We start from the raw sequence: 22,162 nt of genomic DNA, 5'->3' as shown, positions 1-22,162 counted from the left end.
CAGCCGGCGGTCGCCGCACCCGGATCGCGGGCCAGCTGGGGGTCGTCGCCGGTCGGCGCGATGGCCGGAACCCGGGCCCGCACCGTCGCCCGGTCGGCGAGACCTCCCGGGCCCAGCCGGTCTCCAGCAGCAGCTGCGCCTCGGCGGTGCGGGCGTACCCGCCGACCAGCGCGCCGGCCTCGGCGAGCTGGGCACGGGTGAGCAGTACGTCGCGGGCGTGCGGATAGGGCGCCCGGGGCTCGGAGTGCAGGTCGTCGCCGTCATCCCACACGGCGACCAGGCCGAGCCGGTGCACCGGGGCGAACATCGCCGCCCGGGTGCCGATCACCACCGGCACCTGCCCGCGCCGGGCGGCGAGGAACGCCCGGTAGCGCCGGGCCGGCCCGAGCGCGGCGGAGAGGCTGACATGCCGCCCCGGACCGAGCACGGCGGTGAGCGCGGCGTCGAGGCGGTCGAGGTCGCGGGCGTCGGCCACCACCACCACGGCCCCTCGCCCCCCGGCGACGGTCGCGGCGACCGCGTCGGCATAGCGGGCGGCCCAGTCCTCGCCGGGCAACGCCGACCAGACGGCGCGGGGGGCCCGGCCGTCGGTGAGCGCCCGCAGCAGGGCCGGGCCGGTCGGGTAGTCCCGCCACCCCCGGGGGTCCACCGTCGACGGGGCGTCACCGTCCGCCCCGGCGCCCGGCGACCCGGCCCGCTCGGCGCCCGCGGCTTGCTCGGCTTGCTCGGCGTTTTCGGCTTGCTCGGCGTTTTCGGCGTTTTCGGCGACCCCGAGGGCCGGCCGGTCGTCGCGGGGCTCCTTCTCCACGCGGGCGTGCCGGGGCGGCACCGCGAGCCGGAGCACGTCGGCGAGGCTGCCCGCGTACCGGTCGGCGACCGCGCGGGCCAGCCGGGCGATGTCCGGCGCCAGCACCGGTTCCGGGGAGACCACCTTCTCCAGGTACGCGAGCCGGCCGGTGTGCCCGGAGTCGTCGGCGCGGGACAGCAGCCAACCGTCGACGAGCTGCCCCGCGAAGCGCACCTTCACCCGGGTTCCCGGCACCGCCGCTTCGTCCAGCTCGGCCGGCACCAGGTAGTCGAACGGCCGGTCCAGGTGCGCCAGCGGAACGTCCACGCAGACGCGCGCGACCGGCGACCCATCCGCGGGTCGCCGGTCGCTACGCCTGGTGGCGGTCAGGCTCCCGCGGCCGACTTGAGGTCGGCGGCCCGGTCGGTGCTCTCCCAGGTCAGGTCCGGCAGCTCCCGGCCGAAGTGGCCGTACGCGGCGGTCTGCTGGTAGATCGGGCGGAGCAGGTTGAGGTCCCGGATGATCGCGGCCGGGCGCAGGTCGAACACCTCGGTGACGGCACTCTCGATCGAGGAGACGGCCACGGTCTCGGTGCCGAACGTCTCGATGAACAGGCTCACCGGGTGCGCCTTGCCGATGGCGTAGGCGACCTGCGCCTCGCACCGCTCGGCCAGACCGGCGGCGACCACGTTCTTCGCCACCCAGCGCATCGCGTACGCCGCCGAGCGGTCCACCTTGGACGGATCCTTGCCGGAGAACGCGCCGCCGCCGTGCCGGGCGTACCCGCCGTAGGTGTCGACGATGATCTTGCGGCCGGTCAGCCCGGCGTCACCCATCGGGCCGCCGATCTCGAACCGGCCGGTCGGGTTGACCAGCAGCCGGTAGCCGTCGGTGTCCAGACCGAGGCTCTCCAGCTCCGGGGCGATGACGTGGTCGCGCACGTCCGGAGTGAGCAGCGAATCCAGGGAGATGTCCGCGGCGTGCTGGCTGGACACGACCACCGTGTTCAGCCGGATCGGGCGCAGTCCCTCGTACTCGATGGTGACCTGGGTCTTGCCGTCCGGACGCAGGTACGGGATCGTGCCGTCCTTGCGGACCGCGGCGAGCCGGCGGGCCAGACGGTGCGCGAGGGCGATCGGCAGCGGCATCAGCTCGGGCGTCTCCGAGCAGGCGAAGCCGAACATCATGCCCTGGTCGCCGGCGCCCTGCGCGTCCAAGGCGCTCTCCGACGCGCCGGTCCGCAGCTCGAAGGCGTTGTCCACGCCCTGCGCGATGTCCTCGGACTGCGCACCGATGGAGACGCTGACTCCGCAGGATGCGCCGTCGAAGCCCTTCTTCGACGAGTCGTAGCCGATGTCGAGGATGGTCCGGCGGACGATCGTCGGGATGTCGGCGTACGCCTTGGTGGTCACCTCACCAGCGATGTGCACCTGGCCGGTAGTGATCATGGTCTCGACCGCTACTCGGCTGTGCGGATCCTCGGCGAGCAGAGCGTCGAGGATGCCATCGCTGATCTGGTCGGCGATCTTGTCCGGGTGGCCTTCCGTGACCGATTCGGACGTGAAGAGGCGGCGTGTCACGGCACTCCTAAGCGTGTGATGTCGTTCCGCGGCAGTCTAGTCGCCACTGCGGCAGCTGTCGGGGTCGGTCGCGCCCTGTTCCACCCATCAGGAGCGGTTGGACAGCCGCGCCACGACTTGGTCCCACACGGTTTCGGCGACGTCCTCCTTGGCCTGTTCCGGCAGCCGGCTGATCGAGCCGTCCGCGCCGATGACCGTCACCGTGTTGGTGTCGGCCCCGAAGACCAGGTCCTGACCGACCTCGTTGATCACGATCAGGTCGGCCCGCTTCCGGGCGAGTTTCGCCCGGCCGTTGGCCTCGGCATCGCCGGTCTCGGCGGCGAACACCACCAGCACCTGCTCCGGTCGTTTGCGCTGACCGAGCTCCGCCGCGATGTCCGGGTTCGTGACGAGTTCGATGGTGGGCGCGACGCCGTCGTCCGACTTCTTGATTTTGCCAGGCGCGTACGTCGCCGGGCGGAAATCGGCCGGAGCCGCCGCCATCACCACCGCGTCGGCCTCGTCGGCGGCCTTGATGGTCGCCTCGCGCAGTTCGGCGGTGGAGCCCACGCGGACCAGGTCGACGCCGGCGGGGTCGGCGAGGGAGACGTTCGCCGCGATCAGGGTGACCCGGGCGCCCCGGGCGACCGCGGCGCGGGCGAAGGCGTAGCCCTGCTTGCCCGAGGAGCGGTTGCCGAGGAAGCGGACCGGGTCCAGCGGTTCGCGGGTGCCACCGGCGGTGACGACCACGTGCCGGCCGGCCAGGTCGTCGGTGGGGGCGGAACGACCCCGGGCGAGGACCCGAGCGGCGACGGCGAAGATCTCCGCCGGGTCGGGCAACCGGCCCTTGCCGCTGTCGGCGCCGGTGAGCCGCCCGACGGCCGGCTCGATGACCCGGACCCCGCGGGCGCGCAGCGTGGCGACGTTGGCCACCGTGGCCGGGTGCTCCCACATCTCGGTGTGCATGGCCGGGGCCAGCACCACCGGGCAGCGGGCGGTCAGCAGCGTGTTGGTCAGCAGGTCGTCGGCGAGCCCGTGCGCGGCCTTGGCGAGCAGGTCGTGGTGGTCGGCGCGACCACCACCAGATCGGCCTGCTGACCGAGGCGCACGTGCGGCACCTCGTGCACGTCGGACCAGACGTCGTCGGCGACCGGCTGGCCGGAGAGCGCCGCCCAGGTCGCGCTCCGACGAAGCGGAGCGCCGACGCGGTCGGTACGACGCGGACCCGGTGACCCGACTCGGTGAAGAGTCGCAGCAGCTCACACGCCTTGTAGGCGGCGATGCCGCCGCCGACCCCGAGGACGATCGAGGCGGACATCGACGGACGCGGGCTTACGGCTGGTCGGTCGGCTCGGCCGTGAGCAGGCCCGCGTTGATCTCGCGCATGGCGATGGAGAGGGGCTTCTCCTGGGGGGTGGTCTCCACGAGCGGGCCGACGTACTCGAGCAGGCCCTCACCGAGCTGGCTGTAGTAGGCGTTGACCTGGCGCGCGCGCTTGGCGGCGAAGATGACCAGCGCGTACTTCGACGTCGTCTTCTCGAGGAGCTCGTCGATCGGCGGGTTGGTGATGCCTTCGGGGTTGGCGATGGATCCCACGAATTAACCTCTGCGTCTTTCGAGCCGCGCGAACGCGGTGCTGAGTCTCAACGGCGGTCGGCCGTCAGCCACGCACGCGCGACCAGGCCGGATCCGGATAAGAAGAACCGAGTAAGCCTACCAGCTCGTTGACGACGCGCTCGGTGTGGTCGTGCGTCAGGGCGTGGTCGAACCTGGCCACGACGGCGGCCTCGGGACGCTGCCCGGGCGGGCTCAGCAGCACCAGCCGGGCGTCGGGCAGGCGCGCCCGGACCAGCGGGGCGCCACGCAGATCGAGCGGGAGCAGCACCGGCTGCCCGCCGTCGAGCCGGGCCCGCAGCGGCGGGTACGGCGTACCCCGGCGGTGTGGGCCGGCCCTGGACCACTCCAGCAGCTCGCCGGCGGCCACCCGCCGGTCGAACTCGGCCGGGGCGAGGAAGACCCGGTCGACACCGTCGACCTCCTGCTCCCGGCGCGGCCGGGTGGTGGCCGGGACCGGGATCCACACGGACGGAGAACGCGCCCGGACGAGCTCGACGACACTCTCCCTGCCGGAACCCGAAGGTCCAGCCAGGACAGTGAGCCGAGCCGCCGGGCGCGCCTCGTCATCCGTGCTCACTGCTTGTTTCTACACGCTGCCAGGTTTAGTTGGCGGCGAACTCTCCAAGCAGTGCCTTGCGCTGCTGCTCGCCGAGGCCACGCAGGCGACGGCTGTCAGCGATCTTGAGCTTCTCCATGATCTGGGTCGCCCGGATCTTGCCGATGCCCGGCATCGCCTGCAGGACGGCCGAAACCTTGAGCTTGCCCACGACGTCGTCGCTCTCGGCGCGCTCGAGGACGGCACCAAGGGTGGTCTTGCCCTGCTTGAGCTGCTCCTTCAGCTCGGCACGGGCCTTGCGGATCTCCGCGGCCTTCTCGAGCGCGGCAGCGCGCTGTTCGGGGGTCAGTGACGGGAGCGGCACCAGTTCTCCTCAGGTCCCTATCGCGGCGGGCGGGGCGCACCGCCGCATCTGTGAAACGTGGTGTCGCTGTGAACCAAGGGGTCCGTGGTTCCCAGCGCGGGGAAAACTAGCGGTCAACGGAGCTTTCGGCAACGTGGGCGCGCGATGATCATCGCAAAGTGACCGAGCCGTCAGTCAGTCACCGGGCAGCCAGAACGGCCCGGCACTCGCCCAGCACCCGGTCCGCGGCGGCCCGCAGCGCGGCCACGTCGGGGCCCGCGGAGAGCACCTCCCGGGAGTACGAGGGGAGCACCGTGGCGAGGCTCGGACCGAAGACGGTACGCAGATCGGCCGCGCCGGCACCCTGCGCGCCGAGCCCCGGTGCGAGCAGTGGACCCCCCACGCCGGAGAGGTCGTGACCGGTGTCACCGATGGTCGCGCCGACCACCAACCCGAAGCTGCCGAGGGGGGTTGCACCCTTGTTGAGCTGCGAAATCTCATCGATCACGGTCTGCGCGACGGTGCGCCCGTCGGCCGTTCGGGCGCGTTGCACGGCGGCCCCCTCGGGGTTGGAGGTGAGGGCCAACACGAAGACCCCACCGCCGTGCTCGGCGGCCAGCTCGAACATCGGGGCCAGCGAACCTACTCCCAGGTAGGGGCTCGCGGTGACCGCGTCGACATACAACGGGCTGGATGGATCGAGATACGCGGAGGCGTACGCGCGCACCGTCGAGCCGATGTCTCCGCGCTTGACGTCCAGCAGAACGAGCGAACCGGCCTCGCGTAACTGTCGGATAGTTGACTCAAGAACGGCCACACCGCGGGATCCGAAACGCTCGAAAAAGGCCGACTGAGGCTTGACCACCGCAACCCGGTCACCAAGGGCGTCCACGACGGTCCGGGTGAACCGGTCAAGACCCGGAACGTCGTCGTCGAGGCCCCAGCGGGCCAGCAGAGCGGGATGCGGGTCGATGCCCACACAGAGCGGCCCCCGCTCGGTGACCGCCCGGTGCAGCCGGGTTCCGAAGCTCTCCATCCGGTACTTCCCCTCTCCTCGTCCCCGGGTGGCGGACCGCCCGCCGGGATACCCGTTGGCTACGGCCGGCTCAGCCGGCCGCCACCGCCGCCGCCACCCCGGACGCGATCCGGGCCAGGTCGGCGTCGTCGGTGACGTACGGCGGCATCGTGTAGACCAGGTCGCGGAACGGCCGCAGCCACACCCCCTGCTCGGCCGCCGCCGCTGTGGCCGCGCCCAGGTCGACCTCGTGATCGAGCTGGACCACACCGATCGCGCCGAGCACCCGCACGTCGGCCACTCCGGGCGTGCCGCGCAGCGGCTCCAGGCCGGCGCGCAGACCGGCGCCGACCCTGGCGACCTGCCCCGCCCAGTCCCCCGCCCGCAGCAACCCGATGGAGGCGTTGGCCACCGCGCAGGCCAGGGGGTTGCCCATGAACGTGGGCCCGTGCGCCAACACGCCGGCGGCGGAGATGCCCCGGGCGACCTCCGGGGTGCACAGCGTCGCCGCCAGGGTCAGGTAGCCGCCGGTGAGCGCCTTGCCCACGCACAGCACGTCCGGGCTGACCCCGGCGTGCTCGGCGGCGAACATCGCGCCGGTGCGGCCGAAGCCGGTGGCGATCTCGTCGAAGATCAGCAGGACCCCGTGCGCGCGGGTCACCTCGCGCAGGACCCGCAGGTACGCCGGATGGTGAAAACGCATCCCGCCCGCGCCCTGCACCACCGGCTCCACGATCACCGCGGCCAGCTCGCCGGCGTGCCGCTCGACCGCGTCCACCAGCGTCGCCACGTACGCCTCGTCGGGCGGATCGCTGAAGCCGCCCGGCGGGACCGGTGCGAAGACCTGGCGGGGCAGCACGTCACCCCACAGGTGGTGCATCCCGCCCTCCGGGTCGCACACGCTCATCGGGTGGAACGTGTCGCCGTGGTAGCCGCCCCGCCAGGTCGCCAGGCGGCGCCGCTGCGGCCGGCCGACAGCCCGCTGGTACTGCAGACACATCTTCACCGCCACCTCGACGCTGACCGAGCCGGAGTCGGCCAGGAAGACGTGCTCCAGGCCGTCCGGGGTCAACTCGACCAGCGTGCGGGCAAGCTGGACGCGGGCTCGTGGGTGAGCCCGCCGAACATCACGTGGCTCATCCGGCCGAGCTGGTCGGTCACCGCCGCGTCCAGCACCGGGTGCCGGTAGCCGTGGATCGCCGCCCACCAGGACGACATCCCGTCCACCAGTTCCCGCCCGTCGGCCAGGGTCAGCCGTACCCCCTCGGCGCTGCGCACGACGTACGGCTGGGTCGCCGGCGGCAGCGCGGCGTACGGGTGCCAGACGTGCGCCCGGTCGGCGGTCAGGATCTCCTCGGGTGTCACACGCGCTCCTTCCAGGCGTGGACAGGCCGGCCGGCGGAGCGGCACGGCCGGACGGGTCACCGGCCGGCGACCGGATCCGGTGCCGCCGCTGTGGCCGTCGCGCGGGCGGCCGCGCGGACCAGGGCCGGGCCCCGGTAGATGAAGCCGGTGTAGAGCTGCACCAGGGCGGCGCCCGCGTCGAACATCCGCGCGGCGTCGTCCAGGTCCAGCACCCCGCCGACCCCGATGATCGGTAGCCGGCCACCGGTCTCGGAGTGCACGAAGGCGACCACGTCGCGGGCCCGGCCGGTCAGCGGTCGGCCGGAGAGGCCACCGGTCTGCGTGCCGCGCTCGGCGTCCACCGGGGCCAGCCCCGCGCGGGCCAGCGTGGTGTTGGTCGCGATCACCCCGGCCGCGCCCCGCGCCAGGCAGACCTCCAGCAGCTCGGCGATCGCCGCCTCGGTCAGGTCCGGTGCGATCTTGACGAGCACCGGCTTCTCCCCCACCAGCGCGCCGAGCAGCGCGTCCAGGTGCGCACGGTCCTGAAGGGACCGCAGACCGGGGGTGTTCGGCGAGGAGACGTTCACCGCGAAGTAGTCGCCGTGCGCGCGCAGCGCCCGGTACGAGGCGAGGTAGTCGTCGACCGCCTCGTCCAGTGGGGTCACCTTGGACTTGCCCAGCGAGATGCCCAACGGGACGCCGATCGGGCGCGGCAGCGCCGTCAGCCGGGCGGCCAGCGCGGCGGCGCCGGCGTTGTTGAAGCCCATCCGGTTGATCACCGCCTCGCTCGCCGGCAGTCGGAACAGCCGGGGCCGGGGGTTGCCCGGCTGGGCGTGTGCGGTGACCGTCCCGACCTCGACGAAACCGAAGCCAAGGGCCGGCCAGGCGGGCAGGGCCGCACCGTCCTTGTCCATGCCGGCGGCCAACCCGACCGGGTTGGGGAACCGCACGCCGAACACCGTGCGCGGCGCCTGGACCGCGTAGCGGGCCCGCAGGGCCGCCAACGCCACCGGACGCTCCGACAGCGCGGCCAGCCGCCGCAGCGTCCACTCGTGCGCGGTCTCGGCGTCCCCGCCGCCGAGCCGGAACAACCAGGGCCGTACCGCCCGCTCAAACATCACACCCACCGTCCCTCCCCGCCATCCCGGCCCGACGCAACCCAGGCGCCCACGGTCACCGGGCCGCACGGAGGGTGGCGTGCAGGTCCTGCAGGGGACGGACCTGCATGTCGCCGCGGATGCGCGCCTCGATGCCCATGACCGCCGCCGCCGCGCCGGGAACCGTGGTGATGCACGGGATGTCCGCGGTGACGGCCGCGCTGCGGATCTCGTAGCCGTCGGAGCGGGCACTGGCGCCCGAGCCCTGCGGCGTGTTGATCACCAGCGCCACGTCGCCGCCGAGGATCAGCGACACCGCGTCGTCGCCATCGCCGGCCTGGTAGTGCTTGCGGATCTGCTCGCAGGCGATGCCGTGCCGACGCAGCACCTCGGCGGTGCCGGCGGTGGCCACGATCTCGAAGCCCAGATCGGCCAGCCGCTTGATCGGGAAGATCATGCCGCGCTTGTCCCGGTTGGCCACCGAGACGAAGATCTTCCCGGCGGTCGGCAGTGACCCGTACGCGGCCGACTGGCTCTTGGCGAAGGCGTGCCCGAAGTTGGTGTCGATGCCCATCACCTCGCCGGTCGACTTCATCTCCGGTCCGAGCAGCGAGTCGATCCCCTTGCCCGCGCGGGTACGGAAGCGCTTGAACGGCAGCACCGCCTCCTTGACCGCGATCGGCGCGTCGGCGGGCATCGTGCCGCCGTCCCCGGTCGCCGGCAGCACGCCCTCGGCCCGCAACTCGGCGATGCTCGCGCCGAGCGCGATCCGGGCCGCGGCCTTCGCCAGCGGCACCGCCGTGGCCTTGGAGACGAACGGCACGGTCCGCGACGCCCGCGGGTTGGCCTCCAGTACGTAGAGCACGTCGTCCTTGAGCGCGTACTGCACGTTGAGCAGGCCCCGGACGCCGACGCCACGCGCGATGGCCTCGGTGTAGCGGCGCACCTCGGCCAGGTGCGAGCCCGCGAGGGTGATCGGCGGCAGCGCGCAGGACGAGTCGCCGGAGTGGATGCCGGCCTCCTCGATGTGCTCCATCACCCCGCCGATGTAGACCTCGCCGTCGGCGTCGCAGAGCGCGTCCACGTCGATCTCGATGGCGTCGTCCAGGAAGCGGTCCACCAGCACCGGGTGGTCCGGGGAGATGTCGGTGGCCCGGCCGATGTAGTCGCGCAGCGTCGGGTCGTCGTAGACGATCTCCATACCCCGCCCGCCCAGCACGTACGACGGCCGGACCAGGACCGGGTAACCGATCTCGTCGGCGATCGTCTTGGCCTCGTCGTAGGAGGTGGCCATGCCGTGCGCCGGAGCGCGCAGCCCGGCCCGGGCCAGCACCGCGCCGAACGCCCCCCGCTCCTCGGCGAGGTGGATCGACTCCGGGGACGTGCCGACCACCGGCACGCCGGCGTTCTTGAGCCGCTGTGCCAACCCCAGCGGGGTCTGCCCGCCGAGCTGTACGACGACCCCGACCACGCCCGGTCCGCCGGCCGCCCGGCCGGACGAGTCCTCGGCGTGCCAGACTTCCAGCACGTCCTCGAAGGTCAGCGGTTCGAAATAGAGCCGGTCGGCGGTGTCGTAGTCGGTGGAGACCGTCTCCGGGTTGCAGTTGACCATGACGGTCTCATAACCGCTGCCTGCGGCACCGGAACCGGACGCAGCGGCTGCGCCGATCGGCGCGCTTCGCAGCGCCTGTACCGCGTGCACACAGGAGTAGTCGAACTCGATGCCCTGCCCGATCCGGTTCGGCCCGGAACCCAGGATCAGCACCTTCGGCCGGTCCGACGGCACGACCTCGGTCTCCAGGTCGTACGACGAGTAGTGGTACGGCGTGGTCGCCTCGAACTCGGCCGCGCAGGTGTCCACCGTCTTGTAGACCGGGCGCACGTCGAGTCGGTGTCGCAGGGTCCGTACGCCGTCCTCGGCGGCCAGCTCCGGGCGCAGCGCGGCGAGCTGCCGGTCGGACAGGCCGGCCCGCTTGGCCCGACGCAGCAGCTCGGCGTCGAGCACGGGCGCGTCGACGATCTCCGCGCGCAGCTCGATCAGCGCGGCGATCTGGTCCAGGAACCACGGGTCGATCCCGCCGGACGCCTCGCTGACCTCGGCGATCGACGCGCCGAGGCGCAGCGCCCGCTCGACGGTGTACAGCCGGCCGTCGTGCGGGATCCGCAGCGCGGCGAGGGTGTCCTGCTTCGTGGCCCCCTGCGGATCCGGCACACTCCAGAAACCGGCCGATTTCGTTTCCATCGAACGCATCGCCTTGTTCAGCGCCTCGGTGAAGTTGCGCCCGAGACTCATCGCCTCGCCCACCGACTTCATCGTGGTGGTCAGCTCCGGGTCCGCGCCGGGGAACTTCTCGAACGCGAACCGGGGGATCTTCACCACCACGTAGTCCAGGGTCGGCTCGAACGCCGCCGGGGTCTTCAGGGTGATGTCGTTGGGGATCTCGTCGAGGGTGTAGCCGATGGCCAGCTTGGCGGCGATCTTCGCGATCGGGAAGCCGGTCGCCTTGGAGGCCAGCGCCGAGGACCGCGACACCCGGGGGTTCATCTCGATCACGACGATCCGGCCGTCGACCGGATTGACCGCGAACTGGATGTTGCAGCCGCCGGTGTCCACCCCGACCTCGCGCAGCACGGCAATGCCCAGGTCACGCAGGCGCTGGTACTCCCGGTCGGTGAGCGTCATGGCCGGGGCCACGGTGACGCTGTCGCCGGTGTGCACGCCCATCGGGTCGATGTTCTCGATCGAGCAGACCACCACCACGTTGTCGTGCCGGTCGCGCATCAACTCGAGTTCGTACTCCTTCCAGCCGAGCACGCTCTCCTCGATGAGCACCTCGTGCACCGGGCTGGCGGCCAGGCCGTCGCCGGCGATGCGGGCCAGGTCCTCCGGGGTGTGCGCCATGCCGGAGCCCAGCCCGCCCATGGTGAACGACGGCCGGATCACCACCGGCAGGCCCAGCTCGGCGACGGTCGCCTCGACCTCTTCCATCGAGTGGCACACCCGCGAACGGGGCACCAGCCCGGTCGGGTCGTCGACGCCCAGGCGTACGCCGGCCTTCGCCACGATCTCCTTGAACAGCTGCCGGTCCTCGCCCCGGTTGATCGCGTCGATGTTCGCGCCGATCAGCTCGACGCCGTACTTCTCCAGGACGCCGGCGGAGTGCAGGGCGACCGCGGTGTTCAGCGCGGTCTGCCCGCCGAGGGTCGCGAGGATCGCGTCCGGACGCTCCTTGGCGATGACCAGCTCCACGAACTCCGGGGTGATCGGCTCGACGTAGGTGGCGTCGGCGAACTCCGGATCCGTCATGATCGTCGCCGGGTTGGAGTTGACCAGGCTGACCCGGATCCCCTCGCTGCGCAGCACGCGGCAGGCCTGGGTGCCGGAGTAGTCGAACTCGCAGGCCTGCCCGATGACGATCGGCCCGGAGCCGATCACCAGGATGTGCTTGAGGTCCGTCCGCTTAGGCATTGCTGCGCCCCTTGCTGAGGGCACGGCCCTCGATCAGCTCGGCGAATCGGTCGAAGAGGTAGTCCGCGTCGTGCGGGCCGGCCGCCGCCTCCGGGTGGTACTGGACGGTGAAGGCGGGCACGTCCACGGCCCGCAGCCCCTCGACCACGTTGTCATTGAGGCAGACGTGCGACACCCGTACGCCGCCGAAGTCGGTGTCGATCACCTGGTCGGGGACCACCGCACCCGAGCCCGCACCCGGCACCTGGACCGCGAAGCCGTGGTTGTGGCTGGTCACCTCGACCTTGCCGGTGGCCCGGTCGAGCACCGGCTGGTTGATGCCCCGGTGGCCGTAGCCCAACTTGTAGGTGCCGAAGCCGAGCGCCCGGCCGAGGATCTGGCTGCCGAAGCAGATGCCGAACAGCGGCACCTCCCGCCGCAGCGCCTCCCGCGCCAGCGCCACCGGCGCGTCGGCGGTGGCCGGGTCGCCCGGACCGGGCGACAGGAAGATCGCGTCGGCCCCGGTGGCGAGCAGCTCGTCGATGCTCGACGAGGCCGGCAGGACGTGGGTGGTCACCCCGCGCGTCGCGAGCCGGCGCGGCACGTTGCGCTTGATGCCCAGATCGAGCGCCGCCACGGTGAACCGGTGCTCACCGACCGCCTCGACGACGTACGGCTCGGCGGTGGTCACCTCGGCGGACAGGTCCGCGCCGACCATCTGCGGCGCCTGTCGGACCCGGGTCAGCAGGCTCTGCGGATCGTTGTCCACACTGGAGATACCCACCCGCATGGCGCCCCGCTCGCGCAGGTGCCGGGTCAGCGCCCGGGTGTCCACCCCACTGATGCCCACCACGCCCTCGGTGGCGAGGCGGTCCTCCAGAGAGCCGGTGGCCCGCCAGTTCGAGCCGATCCGGGCCGGGTCACGCACCACGTACCCGGCGACCCAGATCCGGCCGGACTCGTCGTCCTCACCGTTGACGCCGGTGTTGCCGATGTGCGGCGCGGTCTGCACCACCACCTGCCGGTGGTAGGACGGATCGGTCAGGGTCTCCTGGTACCCGGTCATGCCGGTGTTGAAGACCGCCTCGCCGAAGGTCTCACCGACGCTGCCGTACGCCTCGCCGGGGAACGTGCGCCCGTCCTCGAGAACGAGGATCGCGGGCCTGCGCCTGACCATCACTGTGCCGGCCTTTCGTTCGCGACTGCGGGACTCCGCTTCGCTGCATTCCTCGCGCTCACTTGACAGCCTTTCCGTCCAGGACCGTCGGCTCGCCGCGCAGGAAGGTCGCCACGATGCGACCTGGCAGCGTCATGCGGGCGTACGGGGTGTTGCGACTGCGGCTGGCCAGCTCCGCCGGCTCGATGGTGCGGCGGGCGGCCGGGTCGATCAGGGTCAGGTTGGCCGGCACACCGGGCGCCGGGTCGACGCCGTGCCCGGTCAGCCCGGCGATCCGGGCGGGGGTGCGCGACATCCGCTCGGCGATCAGGTCCCACTCGGGGCCGAGCACGTCCAGCGCGATGGACAGGGCCGTCTCCAGGCCGAGCATCCCCGGCCGGGCGTACGCCCACTCGCACTCCTTGTCCTCCACGGCGTGCGGGGCGTGGTCGGTGGCGATCACGTCCACCACGCCGTCGGCGAGCGCGGTGCGCAACGCGGCGACGTCCGTCGCGGTGCGCAGCGGCGGGTTCACCTTGAAGACCGGGTCGTAAGCCCCGGCCGGGCTCCAGTTGTCCGCGAGCGCGGGGCTCGCAAGCGCACCCCTCCCGCTCACGACCTCGTCGGTGAGCAGCAGGTGGTGCGGCGTGACCTCGGCGGTGACGCGTACCCCGCGCGCCTTCGCCTGGCGCAGCACCTCGACGCTGCCGGCGGTGGAGACGTGGCAGACGTGCAGTCGGCTGCCCACGTGCTCGGCGAGCAGCACGTCCCGGGCGATGATCGCCTCCTCGGCGACCGCGGGCCAGCCGATCAGCCCGAGCCGGGTGGAGACCTCACCCTCGTGCATCTGGGCGCCCTCGGTGAGGCGGGGCTCCTCGGCGTGCTGCGCGATGATCCCGTCGAACGCCTTGACGTACTCCAGGGCGCGGCGCATCAGCTTCGGGTCGGCGACGCAGTGCCCGTCGTCGGAGAAGATCCGCACCCGGGCCGCGGAGTCCGCCATCGCGCCCAGCTCGGCCAGGCGCTCCCCGGCCAGCCCGACGGTGACCGCGCCGATCGGCTGCACGTCGACCAGACCGGCCTCCCGGCCGAGCCGCCAGACCTGCTCGACGACGCCGGCGGTGTCCGCTACCGGCGAGGTGTTCGCCATCGCGCAGACCGCGGTGTAGCCGCCCAGCGCCGCCGCGCGGGAACCGGACTCGACGGTCTCGGCGTCCTCGCGGCCTGGCTCCCGCAGGTGGGTGTGCAGGTCGACGAGCCCGGGCAGGGCGACCAGCCCGGTGCCGTCGATGACGGTGGCGTCCGGCGCGGACAGGTCCGGGCCGACCTCGGCGACCACGCCGTCGCGGATCAGCAGGTCGGTCGGCGCGGCGCCGACGACGCTCACGCTGGTGATCAGGTACGCGGTCACCGGTTGTTCCCTCCGAGCAGCAGGTAAAGAACAGCCATCCGCACGGAGACACCGTTGGTGACCTGTTCGACGATGGTGGATCGGGGTGAGTCGGCAACCTCGGGGGTGATCTCCATCCCCCGGTTCATCGGGCCGGGGTGCATGACGATCGCGTGCTCGGGCAGGCGGCGCATCCGCGGGCCGTCCAGCCCGTAGCGGCGGGCGTACTCGCGGGCGGAGGGGAAGTAGGAGTCGCTCATCCGCTCCCGCTGGACCCGCAGCATCATCACCACGTCCACGTTCGGCAGCACCGAGTCGAGGTCGTAGGAGACGTCCGTGCCGGGGGCGAGCGCCGCGGCGATGTCCACCGGGATGAGGGTGGGCGGGCCGACCAGGGTGACCTTGGCGCCGAGGGTGGACAGCAGCAGCACGTTGGAGCGGGCCACCCGGGAGTGCAGCACGTCCCCGACCACGGCGACCGACAGTCCGGCCAGCCGGCCCAGCCGGGCCCGCATGGTGTACGCGTCGAGCAGCGCCTGGGTGGGATGCTCGTGGGTGCCGTCGCCGGCGTTGACCACCGACCCGTCGACCCAGTTCGCCAGCCGGTGCGGCGCGCCGGAGGCCGGGTGCCGGACGACCACCGCGTCGGCGCCCATGGCCTGCAGGGTCAGCGCGGTGTCCTTCAGGCTCTCGCCCTTGGTGACGCTGGACCCCTTGGCGGAAAAGTTGATCACATCGGCGCTGAGTCGCTTCGCCGCCGCCTCGAAGGAGATCCGGGTGCGGGTCGAGTCCTCGTAGAAGAGGTTCACCACCGTCCGGCCCCGCAGCGCGGGCAGCTTCTTGATCTCGCGGCCGGCCACCGTGGCCATCTCGGCGGCGGTGTCCAGGATTTCGGTGGCGGTGTCGGCGTCCAGGTCCGCGCCGGAGAGCAGGTGCCTGATCATGAGAGCTGCGCCTGCCTTTCGTTCGCGACTGCGGGGCTCCGCTTCGCTGCACTCCTCACGCTCACGGCGTACCCCCGTACAGCTTGACCTCGTCGGCACCGTCGGTCTCGGCGAGCGTCACCTTCACGCTCTCGGCGAGCGAGGTCGGGATGTTCTTGCCGACGTAGTCGGCTCGGATCGGCAGCTCCCGGTGCCCGCGGTCGACCAGAACGGCGAGCTGGACGGACGCCGGACGGCCCACGTCGTTGAGCGCGTCGAGCGCGGCCCGCACGGTGCGGCCGGAGAAGAGCACGTCGTCGACGAGGACGACCCGCTTGCCGTCGATGCCGCCGGACGGCAGCTCGGTCGGGCCGATCGCCCGCGTGGCGTGCCGGCGCAGGTCGTCGCGGTAGAGCGTGATGTCGAGCACACCGACCGGAACGGCGATGTCCTCGAAGGCGCTGATCCGAGAGGCGAGCCGCCGCGCGAGGGGGGCGCCCCGGGTGGGGATTCCCAGCAGCACCGTGTCGGCGGCACCCTGGGTCTTCTCCAGGATCTGGTGGGCGATGCGGTCGACCACGCGTTGCACGTCGGCGCTGGCGAGGATCACCTTCACCGAGGGTTGTCGCGGTGGTGACGAGCGGGCAGCCGGTGGGTATGCCACGGCGGACCTCCTTCCCCGCCTCACGGGACGGGTCGTTAAAGGATGTCGGGCACCTCCGGCCGGACCGCGAGAGCGGACCGAGCCGAGGCTTCACGCCACGTTACCAGTGGTCACCGGGCCGATGGACGGCGGCCGCTGACCACCGGATCAGGCCGACGAAATGGGGATAACTCCCCCGGTGCTCCCCAACGGTAAGGTCACGACCACTTGACCAGGTGTCGCAATCCCCGTACCGTCACGCTCCGTAGCGATCGACGGGAGAACCCCGAGCAGCACTGGGAGTGTCCGAATGCCCTCTGAATACGCCAAGTCTCTGGGCGCCCGCCTGCGCTCCATCCGCCAGCAGCAGGGCTTGTCCCTGCAGGGCGTGGAGGAGAAGTCGAATGGGCGGTGGAAGGCCGTGGTGGTCGGCTCGTACGAGCGCGGCGACCGGGCCGTGACGGTTTCCCGTCTGGCCGAGCTGGCCGAGTTCTATCGTGTCCCCGTCTCGGAGCTGCTGCCCGACGGCAGTGGTGTCCGTCACGAGCCCACCAGCAAGATCGTCCTGGACCTGGAGCGGCTCTACGACGAGGCCTCCGAGGACCTGGCCTACGTTGCCCGCTACGCCCGCGCGATCCAGCAGCAGCGCGGTGACTACAACGGTCGGGTGCTCTCCATCCGCGCCGACGACCTGCGGGCGCTCGCCATCGTCTACGACGCCTCGCCGTCGGGTCTGATCGAGCGGCTCACCGAGCACGGTGTGCTGGTGGCCGACCCCCGGGCGTTCTTCGCCTCCTGAGCTGTCGCTCCACCCGAAAGGGCCCGTGCCGTCCGGCACGGGCCCTTTCGTCGCTACGGCGTCGGCGCGGCGCTCAGCGGGTGGCGTACTCGGCGATCCGGCCGAGCACCCCGTTGAGGAAGCGCGGCGAGTCGTCGGTGGACATCTGCCGGGCCAGCTCCACGGCCTCGCTGATCGCCACCGCGTCGTCGATCTCGTCGACGTAGAGCAGTTCGTAGACGGCGATCCGGGCCAGGTTGCGGTCGACGACCGGCATCCGCTCCAGGGTCCACCCCTCGGCGTAGCTGGCGATCAGCTCGTCGATCCGGTTGAGGTGCTCGGCGACCCCCTCGACCAGGCTCACGGCGTAGCCGAGGTGCTCCGGTCGGGGCTGCTCGATCCGCTGCACGTAGCCGGCCAGCACCTCCACCGGAGGCTTGTCCCGCAGGTCGGCCTCGTAAAGGACATCCAGCGCCCGCTTGCGCGCCTTGCGGCGCGCCGGCATCTGCTGCTTGGAACCCTCGGCCATCAGGCGCGGCCGAGGTAACGGCCGTCGCGGGTGTCGACCTTGATCTTCTCGCCGGTGGTGATGAACAGCGGAACCGGCACGGTGGCGCCGGTCTCCACGGTCGCCGGCTTGGTGCCGCCGGTCGAGCGGTCGCCCTGCAGGCCCGGCTCGGTGTAGGTGACCTCCAGCACGACGCTGGTGGGCAGCTCGATGTAGAGCGGCACACCCTCGTGCTGGGCGATGGTCGCCTCCGCCTCGGGCAGCAGGTAGTTGGCTGCCTCGCCGACGGTGCCACCGGGCACCGTGATCTGGTCGAAGGTCTCCAGGTCCATGAAGACGAAGTCCTCGCCGTCGGCGTACAGGTACTGCATCGTGCGCTTGTCCACGGTCGCGGTGTCGACCTTGGTGCCCGCGTTGAAGGTCTTGTCGACCACCTTCCCGGACAGCACGTTCTTCAGCGTGGTGCGCACGAAGGCACCACCCTTACCGGGCTTGACGTGCTGGAACTCGACGACGGCCCAGAGCTCGCCGTCAAGGTTGAGTACCAGGCCGTTTTTGAGGTCGTTGGTGGAGGCCATTTCCTGCCTTGATCATCAATTGGCGGACAGACCCTACGAGTCTACTAGCTGCGTCGAATCGCCCGGTCCCCGCTCGGGGCGACCCCTTAGCGGGCAGCCAGATGGTGCAGGGCGAGACGATAACCGTCGATGCCGAGACCGCAGATCACCCCGGTCGCCACCGCGGAGACGACCGAGTGGTGCCGGAACTCCTCGCGGGCGTGGATGTTGGAGAGGTGCACCTCCACCAGCGGCCCCCGCAGCATGGCGCAGGCGTCCCGCACCGCGTACGAGTAGTGCGACCAGGCGGCCGGGTTGAGCACGACCGCGGCTTCCTCGTCGGCGGCGGCGTGCAGCCAGCCGAGCAGTTCGTGCTCGGCGTCGGTCTGCCGGACCGTCACGTCCAGTCCCAGCTCCCGACCGGTGGCCTCGCACAGCGCCACGAGATCGGCGTAGCTGGTCGAGCCGTACACCGCCGGCTCCCGGGTGCCGAGTCGGCCCAGGTTCGGCCCGTTGAGGACGTACACCCTCACGCCTGGCCACCTGTGGTTCGCGACTGCGGGGCTCGCAAACCCGGCTCACTCCTCGCGCTCACCGGGTGCCCACCTCGCGGTAGGCGGCTTCGAGCAGCGCGTCGTCCGGGCCCTCCAGCATCGCCGGGTGGGCCAGCGCGTCCAGCACCACGAACCGCAGCCGGCTGCCCCGGGCCTTCTTGTCCACCCGCATCACGGCCAGCAGTCGCTCCCAGGCGTCGGCCGGGTAGCTGACCGGCAGGCCGAGCGCGGACAGGATGCCGCGGTGCCGGTCGGCGGTCGGCGCGTCCAGCCGGCCGGCGAGCCGGGCCAGCGCCGCGGCGTACACCAGCCCCACGGCGACGGCGTGGCCGTGCCGCCAGCGGTAGCCCTCGACCTGCTCGATCGCGTGGGCCAGGGTGTGGCCGTAGTTGAGGACCTCCCGCACGCCCGACTCGCGCAGGTCACCGGCGACCACGTCGGCCTTGACCCGGATCGCCCGCTCGATCAGCTCCCGGGTCACCGGCCCGCGCGGGTCGGTGGCGGCCGCCGGGTCACGTTCGACCAGGTCCAGGATGGCCGGGTCGGCGATGAAACCGCACTTGACGACCTCGGCCAGCCCGGCCGCCAGGTCGGCCGCGGGCAGGCTGTCCAGGGTGGCCAGGTCGGCCAGCACACCGACCGGCGGGTGGAACGCGCCCACCAGGTTCTTGCCGGCGGCCGTGTTGATGCCGGTCTTGCCGCCCACCGCCGCGTCCACCATGCCCAGCAGCGAGGTGGCCACCGGCACCCACCGCACACCGCGCAGCCAGCAGGCCGCGACGAAGCCGGCCAGGTCGGTCACCGCGCCACCGCCCACGCCAACCACCGCGTCGGTACGGGTGAAGCCCGCCGCGCCGAGCCGGTCCCAGCAGGCGGCGGCCACGTCGATCTGCTTGCCCGCCTCGGCGTCGGGCACCTCGATCGGCAGCGGTTCGACGCCGGCCGCGCGCAGCCGTTCACCGAGCGCGTCCGCGAGACCCTTGAGCGGGGGCGCGTGCAGCACCGCCGCGCGGGTCGCGCCGGGGAGCAGCCCGGGCAGCGTGTCCAACAGGTCGCGTCCGACCAGCACGTCGTACGGCCGTTCGCCGCCGACCGGGATCCGGGTCACCTCATCCATCGCCGGCAGCCTAGTCGAGTGGACGACGCGGTGCGGGCGGCTGCCCACCTCGCGCTCGGTGGCGGTCGCCCGGTGCCGGGCCTGGAGCAGTGCGAGCAGGGCCGGCACCCGACCGGCGGGATGTGACACGGGACACTCCTCAAAACCGGGCGGATCCTGTCCGGATTCGACCGTACGGTCTGTCGGTAGCCAAGAAAAGGAGCGACAGATGGCGACGTTCGTGCTGGTACCGGGGTTCTGGTTGGGCGCCTGGGCGTGGCGGGAGGTGACCGGACTGCTGCGCGCCCAGGGGCACGACGTCTACCCGATGACGCTGACCGGGTTGGCCGAGCGCGACCACCTCGCCGGGCCGGAGGTGAGCCTGGAGACACACACCACCGACATCGTCCGGCTGATCGAGGTCGAGGACCTGCGCGACGTGCTGCTGGTCGGACACTCCGGCGGTGGGATGCCGGTCGCCCAGGCGGCCGACCGCGTCCCGGACCGCATCGCCCGCGCGGTCTACGTGGAGAGCGGACCGTTGCCGGACGGCACGGCGCAGTTCGACACGGTGCCGCCGGAGGAGCAGCAGCGACTGCGCGCCGCGATCGGCTCGGGGCACCTGCTGCCGCCGCCGACCTGGGACCCGGCGGCCGACCCGACGAACCTGGCCGGGTTGGATGAGACGACGCTGGCCGTGCTGCGGTCCCGGGCCACACCGCAGCCGCTGCGGGCGGCGACCGATCCGGTACGACGCACCGGTGGCCGCCCGGTGCCCACCGCCCTGGTCGCCAGCACCTTCCCGCTCACCGTGGTGCGCGAGATGATCGGCCAGGGGCACCCCTTCTTCGCCGGGCTGGCCGGCGGTCAGCTGTTCGAGCTGCCCACCGGGCACTGGCCGATGCTCAGCGAGCCGAAGGCGCTGGCCGACGTGCTCGACGCGGTCTCCCGCGGCTGAGCCGGTCCCGTTCGGGTCAGCGGGGCAGCAGCGCGGCGATCTCGGCGACGACCGCCGCCGGGGTCCGGCCGTCGGTCTTCACCGTCTCGGTGGCGACCTCCGCGTAGAGCGGCCGACGCTGGTCCAGCAGGTGTTTGAGGGTGGCCCGGGGGTTGATCGCCAGCAGCGGCCGACCGGCGCCGAGCCCGACCCGCTTCACGGCGTCGGGCAGCTCCACGGACAGGTGCACCACCCGGTGCCCCACCAGGGCGGCGCGGGTCTCCTCGGCCAGCACCGCGCCGCCGCCGAGGGCGAGCACGCCGGTGCCGGCGGCGAGCGCCGCGGCCACGGCGGCCCGTTCCAGCGCACGGAAGTGCGCCTCGCCCTCGTCGATGAAGATCTCCGGGATGGGCTTCCCGGCCATCGACTCGATGTCAGTGTCGGTGTCGCGGAACTCCACCCCGAGGGTCGCCGCGAGCGCCTGCCCGACGGTGGTCTTGCCGCAGCCCGGCGCGCCGACCAGCACGACGACGGGCGCCATCAGCGGATGACCAGCGCGTCGAGGTAGCCGGCCAGGTTGCGGCGGATCTCGGCGACCGAGTCCCCGCCGAACTTCTCGGTGGCCGCCTCGGCGAGCACCAGCGCCACCATCGCCTCGGCGACGACCGCCGCGGCGGGCACCGCGCAGACGTCCGAGCGCTGGTTGATCGCGGTGGCCGGCTCGCCGGTGGTGACGTCCACGGTGGAAAGGGCCCGGTTCAGCGACGAGATCGGCTTCATGGCGGCGCGGACCCGCAGCGGCTCGCCGGTGGTGATGCCACCCTCCAGCCCGCCAGCCCGGTCGGTGACCCGCCGGACGCCGGTCGCCGACGGAATGATCTCGTCGTGCGCCTCGGAGCCCCGGGAGCGGGCCTGCTGCCAGCCGTCACCGATCTCCACGCCCTTGATCGCCTGGATGGACATCAGCGCGGTGGCCAGTCGGGCGTCGAGCTTGCGGTCCCACTGCACGTGGCTGCCCAGGCCCGGCGGCACCCCGTACGCCAGCACCTCGACCACACCGCCCAGGGTGTCGGCGGCCTTCTTCGCGGCGTCCACCTCGGCGACCATCAGGGCGCTGGCCTCCGGGTCGAGGCAGCGCAGCGGGTCGGCGTCGATGCGGGCGGCGTCGGACGGGGTCGGACGCAGCCCGGGCTTCGCGGCCACCGGACCCAACTCGACGACGTGCGAGACGATCTCGATGCCGAGCGCCTGCCGGATCAGCGCCTTGGCGACCGCGCCGACGGCGACCCGGGCGGCGGTCTCCCGGGCGCTGGCGCGTTCCAGGATCGGACGGGCGTCGGTGTGGCCGTACTTCTGCATGCCGGCCAGGTCGGCGTGGCCCGGCCGGGGGCGGGTCAGGGGCGCGTTGCGGGCCTGCCGGGCCAGTTCGTCGGGGTCGACGGGGTCGGCGGCCATCACCGTGCGCCACTTCGGCCACTCGGAGTTGCCCACCCGGATCGCGACCGGGCTGCCCAGGGTCACGCCGTGCCGCAGGCCGCCGAGCACCTCGACCTCGTCCCGCTCGAACGACATCCGGGCGCCCCGGCCGTAGCCGAGCCGGCGCCGGGCCAGATCGTCGGCGATCTCGGTGGTGGTCACCTCGATGCCGGCCGGCACCCCCTCCAGCAGCGCGACGAGGGCGGGGCCGTGCGATTCACCTGCAGTCAACCAGCGCAACACAGCGGTCAGTCTGTCACGGCGGGCAACCGGCACGTCGCGCTGCCCGCCGCGTCCCGCCCAGCGGACGCGCGCCGGTCCGGCCGGGCGCCGGCGGCCGAGCCGCTCAGATCCCCCGGCCGCGCTTGTGCAGGGTGC

At 72.4% G+C, this 22,162-nt stretch carries 19 protein-coding genes and 3 pseudogenes; 2 read left to right on the top strand and 20 right to left on the bottom strand.

All coding sequences use genetic code 11. The features are described 5' to 3' along the window. The 14 genes and pseudogenes from JNW91_RS19105 to pyrR form a co-directional block, all read right to left on the bottom strand. A pseudogene (locus tag JNW91_RS19105) lies at positions 1-1,114 on the bottom strand (primosomal protein N' family DNA-binding protein); the annotation flags it as partial. A gap of 59 nt (positions 1,115-1,173) precedes the next feature. Continuing rightward, entirely contained in the window at positions 1,174-2,367 is a 1,194-nt protein-coding gene (gene metK / locus JNW91_RS19100) for a methionine adenosyltransferase (protein WP_203176903.1), read from the bottom strand. A gap of 93 nt (positions 2,368-2,460) precedes the next feature. Then, a pseudogene (coaBC, locus tag JNW91_RS19095) lies at positions 2,461-3,664 on the bottom strand (bifunctional phosphopantothenoylcysteine decarboxylase/phosphopantothenate--cysteine ligase CoaBC); the annotation flags it as partial. A gap of 14 nt (positions 3,665-3,678) precedes the next feature. After that, complete coding sequence (rpoZ, locus tag JNW91_RS19090; protein ID WP_007075826.1) at positions 3,679-3,942, bottom strand: DNA-directed RNA polymerase subunit omega; 264 nt, start codon at positions 3,940-3,942, stop codon at positions 3,679-3,681. 64 nt (positions 3,943-4,006) lie between these two features. Then, the gene (locus JNW91_RS19085) at positions 4,007-4,540 is read right to left on the bottom strand and encodes a nucleoside/nucleotide kinase family protein (protein WP_203176902.1); all 534 of its coding nucleotides are present in this window, start codon (positions 4,538-4,540) and stop codon (positions 4,007-4,009) included. 25 nt (positions 4,541-4,565) lie between these two features. Then, positions 4,566-4,883, bottom strand: coding sequence for an integration host factor, actinobacterial type (gene mihF, locus JNW91_RS19080; RefSeq protein ID WP_007458370.1), 318 nt, complete (start codon positions 4,881-4,883; stop codon positions 4,566-4,568). Between the two features lie 178 nt (positions 4,884-5,061). After that, positions 5,062-5,898, bottom strand: coding sequence for an orotidine-5'-phosphate decarboxylase (pyrF, locus tag JNW91_RS19075; protein ID WP_203176901.1), 837 nt, complete (start codon positions 5,896-5,898; stop codon positions 5,062-5,064). 70 nt (positions 5,899-5,968) lie between these two features. Beyond that, a pseudogene (locus JNW91_RS19070) lies at positions 5,969-7,242 on the bottom strand (adenosylmethionine--8-amino-7-oxononanoate transaminase). Positions 7,243-7,298: 56 nt separating this feature from the next. After that, on the bottom strand, positions 7,299-8,342 hold the full coding sequence (locus JNW91_RS19065) for a quinone-dependent dihydroorotate dehydrogenase (protein WP_203176906.1): 1,044 nt from the start codon (positions 8,340-8,342) through the stop codon (positions 7,299-7,301). Positions 8,343-8,394: 52 nt separating this feature from the next. Next, positions 8,395-11,787 (bottom strand): carbamoyl-phosphate synthase large subunit, encoded by a 3,393-nt coding sequence (gene carB / locus JNW91_RS19060; protein ID WP_203176900.1) that lies wholly within the window; start codon positions 11,785-11,787, stop codon positions 8,395-8,397. After that, on the bottom strand, positions 11,780-12,943 hold the full coding sequence (gene carA / locus JNW91_RS19055) for a glutamine-hydrolyzing carbamoyl-phosphate synthase small subunit (protein ID WP_203176899.1): 1,164 nt from the start codon (positions 12,941-12,943) through the stop codon (positions 11,780-11,782). The genes carB and carA overlap by 8 nt, the downstream gene beginning before the upstream one ends. A gap of 58 nt (positions 12,944-13,001) precedes the next feature. Next, complete coding sequence (locus JNW91_RS19050; protein ID WP_203176898.1) at positions 13,002-14,333, bottom strand: dihydroorotase; 1,332 nt, start codon at positions 14,331-14,333, stop codon at positions 13,002-13,004. Then, positions 14,330-15,256, bottom strand: coding sequence for an aspartate carbamoyltransferase catalytic subunit (locus tag JNW91_RS19045; protein ID WP_203176897.1), 927 nt, complete (start codon positions 15,254-15,256; stop codon positions 14,330-14,332). Before JNW91_RS19045 ends, JNW91_RS19050 begins: the two co-directional genes overlap by 4 nt. Positions 15,257-15,317: 61 nt before the next feature. After that, positions 15,318-15,899 carry a bifunctional pyr operon transcriptional regulator/uracil phosphoribosyltransferase PyrR gene (gene pyrR / locus JNW91_RS19040; RefSeq protein WP_203176896.1) on the bottom strand — a complete coding sequence of 194 codons (582 nt, stop codon included), beginning with the start codon at positions 15,897-15,899 and terminating at the stop codon, positions 15,318-15,320. A gap of 289 nt (positions 15,900-16,188) precedes the next feature. On the opposite strand from pyrR, the gene bldD reads away from it, so the two are divergent. After that, positions 16,189-16,677: a transcriptional regulator BldD gene (bldD, locus tag JNW91_RS19035; protein ID WP_007458348.1), complete on the top strand. Its 489-nt coding sequence runs from the start codon at positions 16,189-16,191 to the stop codon at positions 16,675-16,677. 73 nt (positions 16,678-16,750) lie between these two features. On the opposite strand, the gene nusB is transcribed toward bldD, so the two are convergent. The 4 genes from nusB to aroB form a co-directional block, all read right to left on the bottom strand. Further along, positions 16,751-17,161 (bottom strand): transcription antitermination factor NusB, encoded by a 411-nt coding sequence (gene nusB / locus JNW91_RS19030; RefSeq protein ID WP_203176905.1) that lies wholly within the window; start codon positions 17,159-17,161, stop codon positions 16,751-16,753. Positions 17,162-17,184: 23 nt separating this feature from the next. Further along, positions 17,185-17,742: an elongation factor P gene (gene efp, locus JNW91_RS19025; RefSeq protein WP_203176895.1), complete on the bottom strand. Its 558-nt coding sequence runs from the start codon at positions 17,740-17,742 to the stop codon at positions 17,185-17,187. Positions 17,743-17,828: 86 nt separating this feature from the next. Then, positions 17,829-18,254: a type II 3-dehydroquinate dehydratase gene (aroQ, locus tag JNW91_RS19020; RefSeq protein ID WP_203176894.1), complete on the bottom strand. Its 426-nt coding sequence runs from the start codon at positions 18,252-18,254 to the stop codon at positions 17,829-17,831. Between the two features lie 58 nt (positions 18,255-18,312). Then, a complete protein-coding gene (gene aroB, locus JNW91_RS19015) occupies positions 18,313-19,392 on the bottom strand; it encodes a 3-dehydroquinate synthase (protein WP_203176904.1) in 1,080 nt (359 codons plus the stop codon). Between the two features lie 208 nt (positions 19,393-19,600). On the opposite strand from aroB, the gene JNW91_RS19010 reads away from it, so the two are divergent. Continuing rightward, entirely contained in the window at positions 19,601-20,329 is a 729-nt protein-coding gene (locus tag JNW91_RS19010) for an alpha/beta fold hydrolase (protein ID WP_203176893.1), read from the top strand. A 16-nt stretch (positions 20,330-20,345) separates the two neighbouring features. Here the strand turns inward: JNW91_RS19010 and JNW91_RS19005 are convergent, their stop codons facing one another. Together JNW91_RS19005 and aroC are read right to left on the bottom strand one after the other, a co-directional pair. Further along, entirely contained in the window at positions 20,346-20,849 is a 504-nt protein-coding gene (locus tag JNW91_RS19005) for a shikimate kinase (RefSeq protein ID WP_203176892.1), read from the bottom strand. Further along, complete coding sequence (aroC, locus tag JNW91_RS19000) at positions 20,849-22,027, bottom strand: chorismate synthase (RefSeq protein WP_203176891.1); 1,179 nt, start codon at positions 22,025-22,027, stop codon at positions 20,849-20,851. Before aroC ends, JNW91_RS19005 begins: the two co-directional genes overlap by 1 nt. Positions 22,028-22,162: the final 135 nt, after the last annotated feature.

It is taken from the genome of Micromonospora parastrephiae, from assembly GCF_016802865.1.
In the GTDB taxonomy this organism is placed as follows: Bacteria; Actinomycetota; Actinomycetes; order Mycobacteriales; family Micromonosporaceae; genus Micromonospora; species Micromonospora parastrephiae.
This window is presented reverse-complemented; position numbering and strand designations above follow the sequence as displayed.

Bases quoted from the DNA above. Each gene is read 5' to 3' on its own strand.
- carA (WP_203176899.1), bottom strand. From the start codon at position 12,943: ATGGTCAGGCGCAGGCCCGCGATCCTCGTTCTCGAGGACGGGCGCACG.
- carB (WP_203176900.1), bottom strand. From the start codon at position 11,787: ATGCCTAAGCGGACGGACCTCAAGCACATCCTGGTGATCGGCTCCGGG.
- nusB (WP_203176905.1), bottom strand. From the start codon at position 17,161: ATGCCGGCGCGCCGCAAGGCGCGCAAGCGGGCGCTGGATGTCCTTTAC.
- pyrF (WP_203176901.1), bottom strand. From the start codon at position 5,898: ATGGAGAGCTTCGGAACCCGGCTGCACCGGGCGGTCACCGAGCGGGGG.
- JNW91_RS19005 (WP_203176892.1), bottom strand. From the start codon at position 20,849: ATGGCGCCCGTCGTCGTGCTGGTCGGCGCGCCGGGCTGCGGCAAGACC.
- aroB (WP_203176904.1), bottom strand. From the start codon at position 19,392: ATGGATGAGGTGACCCGGATCCCGGTCGGCGGCGAACGGCCGTACGAC.
- efp (WP_203176895.1), bottom strand. From the start codon at position 17,742: ATGGCCTCCACCAACGACCTCAAAAACGGCCTGGTACTCAACCTTGAC.
- bldD (WP_007458348.1), top strand. From the start codon at position 16,189: ATGCCCTCTGAATACGCCAAGTCTCTGGGCGCCCGCCTGCGCTCCATC.
- JNW91_RS19045 (WP_203176897.1), bottom strand. From the start codon at position 15,256: ATGATCAGGCACCTGCTCTCCGGCGCGGACCTGGACGCCGACACCGCC.
- JNW91_RS19010 (WP_203176893.1), top strand. From the start codon at position 19,601: ATGGCGACGTTCGTGCTGGTACCGGGGTTCTGGTTGGGCGCCTGGGCG.